The organism is Desulfobacter sp. UBA2225 (assembly GCF_002348205.1).
Taxonomy (GTDB): domain Bacteria; phylum Desulfobacterota; class Desulfobacteria; order Desulfobacterales; family Desulfobacteraceae; genus Desulfobacter; species Desulfobacter postgatei.
Genome location: NZ_DDYV01000162.1, coordinates 1 through 2,764, shown reverse-complemented (window position 1 = coordinate 2,764; position 2,764 = coordinate 1). Strand labels below are relative to the sequence as shown.

Here is a 2,764-nt window from a genome sequence, read left to right as displayed (position 1 = left end):
GACGGGGCCAGCCTTTCTATTGCCATCGTAATTCTAATCTGATAAAAGCAACTATTTTACCAAAATATAATACTATTCGAAACCTTATGACAAAACAACAAAGTCGTACCCAGATTCTGAAGAAGCGAAGCAAGAAAAAAGAAAAAAGTTTATACTTATCCTTTTTCATGTGGATTTTTATCCTGTTTCTCCTTGCAATTATTGCCGGATGTGCAGCCATTACCGCCGGATTTTTTTATCTGAGCCGGGATCTTCCCCAGATCAATACGCTCAGTGATTACCGCCCGGCCATTGTGACCAATGTTTTTTCCGATGACGGCAGAAAAATCGGCGAGTTTTATAAAGAGCGCAGAATCGTCATTCCTTTGTCCGACATGCCTTCCAATCTGCTAAATGCTTTTGTGGCGGCAGAAGATTCTCGGTTCCGGGAGCATCCCGGCATTGATGTGAAATCAATTGTCAGGGCGTTTATTAAAAATTTTAGGGCCGGTTCGATTGTCCAGGGGGGGTCCACCATTACCCAGCAGGTGACCAAATCTTTTCTTCTTACTCCGGAAAAAACTTATGAGCGCAAGGTGAAAGAAGCGATTCTGGCCTATAAAATTGAAAAAAAGCTTTCCAAAGATGAGATACTCTTCCTTTATTTAAACCAGATTTACCTGGGACAAGGCGCTTACGGTGTTGAAGCGGCTTCTGAAAACTATTTTGGAAAACATGTTAAGGATCTGACCCTGGCTGAATGTGCCATGCTGGCGGGGCTGCCCCAGGCACCCAGCCGATACAGCCCTTTTCACCATCCGGAACTGGCCAGGCAGCGCCAGGTTTATACCCTGAACCGTATGAAGGAAGAGGGCATGATCTCCAATCTGGAGGCCACTGAAGCCATGGGTGTCAAACTGGATATCAAGCCCCGGAAAAACTGGTTCATCGAAAAGGTTCCCTGTTACACCGAACATGTTAGGCGATATGTCGAAAATAAATATGGCAAAGAGATGCTCTACACCCAAGGGTTGAGCATCCATACCGCAGTGAACATTGAGCTGCAGAAAATAGCCCGGGCCGCAGTCAATAAAGGTCTGGCGGATTTAGATCAACGCTGCGGATACCGAGGTCCTGTAAAAAACATGCCGGCCCTTCAGGTAGAGGAGTTCAGTCGCACCATTGCCGGAGAACTGAACGGCAGCCGCCCGGTTAAGGGAGAGATATACAAAGGGGTGGTTCTGGAGGTGGACGATTACAATAAAGTTACCCATGTACGGGTTGGTGATATCACAGGCATCATCCGGTTAGCCACCATGACGTGGGCCAGAAAGCCAAACCCCAAAATATCCTACCAATCTGCCAGGATCTCAAAACCCTCCCAGGCCCTAAAAGCCGGGGATGTCATCTATATGAAAGTCCTTGAGGAGATGGCCGGGGAAAAGGAATATGAATTTACCCTGTACCAGGAACCCATTGCCCAGTCAGCACTTCTCAGCATTGAGGCTGAAACCGGCTATGTCAAAGCCATGATTGGCGGAAGGGATTTCAAAGATTCCCAGTTCAACCGGGCTTTTCAGTCAAGACGCCAGCCAGGTTCCGCGTTCAAGCCCATCCTGTACGCGGCAGCCCTTGACAAGGGGTATACGCCGGCCACGATTATCATTGACTCCCCTGTGGTATATCAGGACAGGCTGCATGACAGGGTGTGGAAACCCCACAATGATGCGGGAAAATTCTATGGACCCACGTTGCTTCGCCACGCCCTGACGAACTCCAGGAATATTGTCAGCATTAAAATCCTCCAGGATATCGGCATAGATTATGTCATCAGTTATGCAAGAAAGCTTGGAATCACATCCCCCATCTCCCGGAATCTATCCATAGCCCTTGGGTCTTCAGGCGTTTCCTTGTTCGAATTGACCAAGGCGTATTCAGTGTTTTCCAACCTGGGCTACCTGATTGAGCCGGTATTTATTACTGAAATTTATGACCGGGACAACACGCTTTTGGAATCTTCCAAATTGATTCGTAAAAAAGTCATTGATATGGGCACGGCCTATCTTATGACAAGTATGCTTGAAAGCGTGGTGCAGGAAGGTACCGGCCAGCGAGTCAAGGCCTTGAACCGGCCTGCGGCAGGTAAAACAGGCACCACCAATGACCTTCACGATGCCTGGTTTATGGGCTTTACCCCCAGGTACACCACAGGGGTATGGGTGGGGCTTGACCAGGAAGCTCCCATCGGGAGAGGAGAGACAGGTTCCCGTGCTGCAAGCCCCATCTGGCTCGATTATATGCAGCATGCCCTGGAAGGTAAATCCGTGCAGGAATTCACCGTGCCCGAGGGTATCATTCGCGTTAAAATAGATGCCGAAACCGGCCTTCTGCCCATTGCCCAAAGTAAACAAACCATTTTTGAATGTTTTAAGGAAGGCACGGAGCCGACGCAGTATACCCCAAGTCCGGATGAGGTGTTTAGCACGGAAGAGCTGTTCAAAGAAGGTTTTTAGAAAAAGACAGGTTGATTCGGGAGATGAAAATGTCTGTGCTTGAATTGCTTAAAAAGGCAGTTGCCTGCCATAACGCAGGCAACTGGCAGGAGGCTGAGCAGATGTATAGACAGGCTCTTGACCAGGTCGCTCTTGCGCTTGCTCAAGTTGTGGGGAGCGGTAATTAAAAAAAATAATTTAAATCAAAAAAAACAGTTGACAATAAGCGTTATAATATATAGATTACCCCTGTTTTTGACACTGTCTACGGGCCGTTAACTCAGTCGGTAGAG

The 2,764-nt window shown here is 47.9% G+C and carries 2 protein-coding genes; both read left to right on the top strand.

Features of this window, described 5'->3' with window-relative positions; all coding sequences use genetic code 11:
* The first annotated feature begins 86 nt into the window (after nt 1-86).
* The gene (locus B3D59_RS08300; RefSeq protein ID WP_286818922.1) at nt 87-2,492 is read left to right on the top strand and encodes a penicillin-binding protein 1A; all 2,406 of its coding nucleotides are present in this window, start codon (nt 87-89) and stop codon (nt 2,490-2,492) included.
* Between the two features lie 29 nt (nt 2,493-2,521).
* A complete protein-coding gene (locus tag B3D59_RS08295) occupies nt 2,522-2,659 on the top strand; it encodes a hypothetical protein (RefSeq protein WP_286818920.1) in 138 nt (45 codons plus the stop codon).
* Nucleotides 2,660-2,764 lie beyond the last annotated feature (105 nt).

Bases quoted from the DNA above. Each gene is read 5' to 3' on its own strand.
- B3D59_RS08300 (WP_286818922.1), top strand. From the start codon at position 87: ATGACAAAACAACAAAGTCGTACCCAGATTCTGAAGAAGCGAAGCAAG.
- B3D59_RS08295 (WP_286818920.1), top strand. From the start codon at position 2,522: ATGTCTGTGCTTGAATTGCTTAAAAAGGCAGTTGCCTGCCATAACGCA.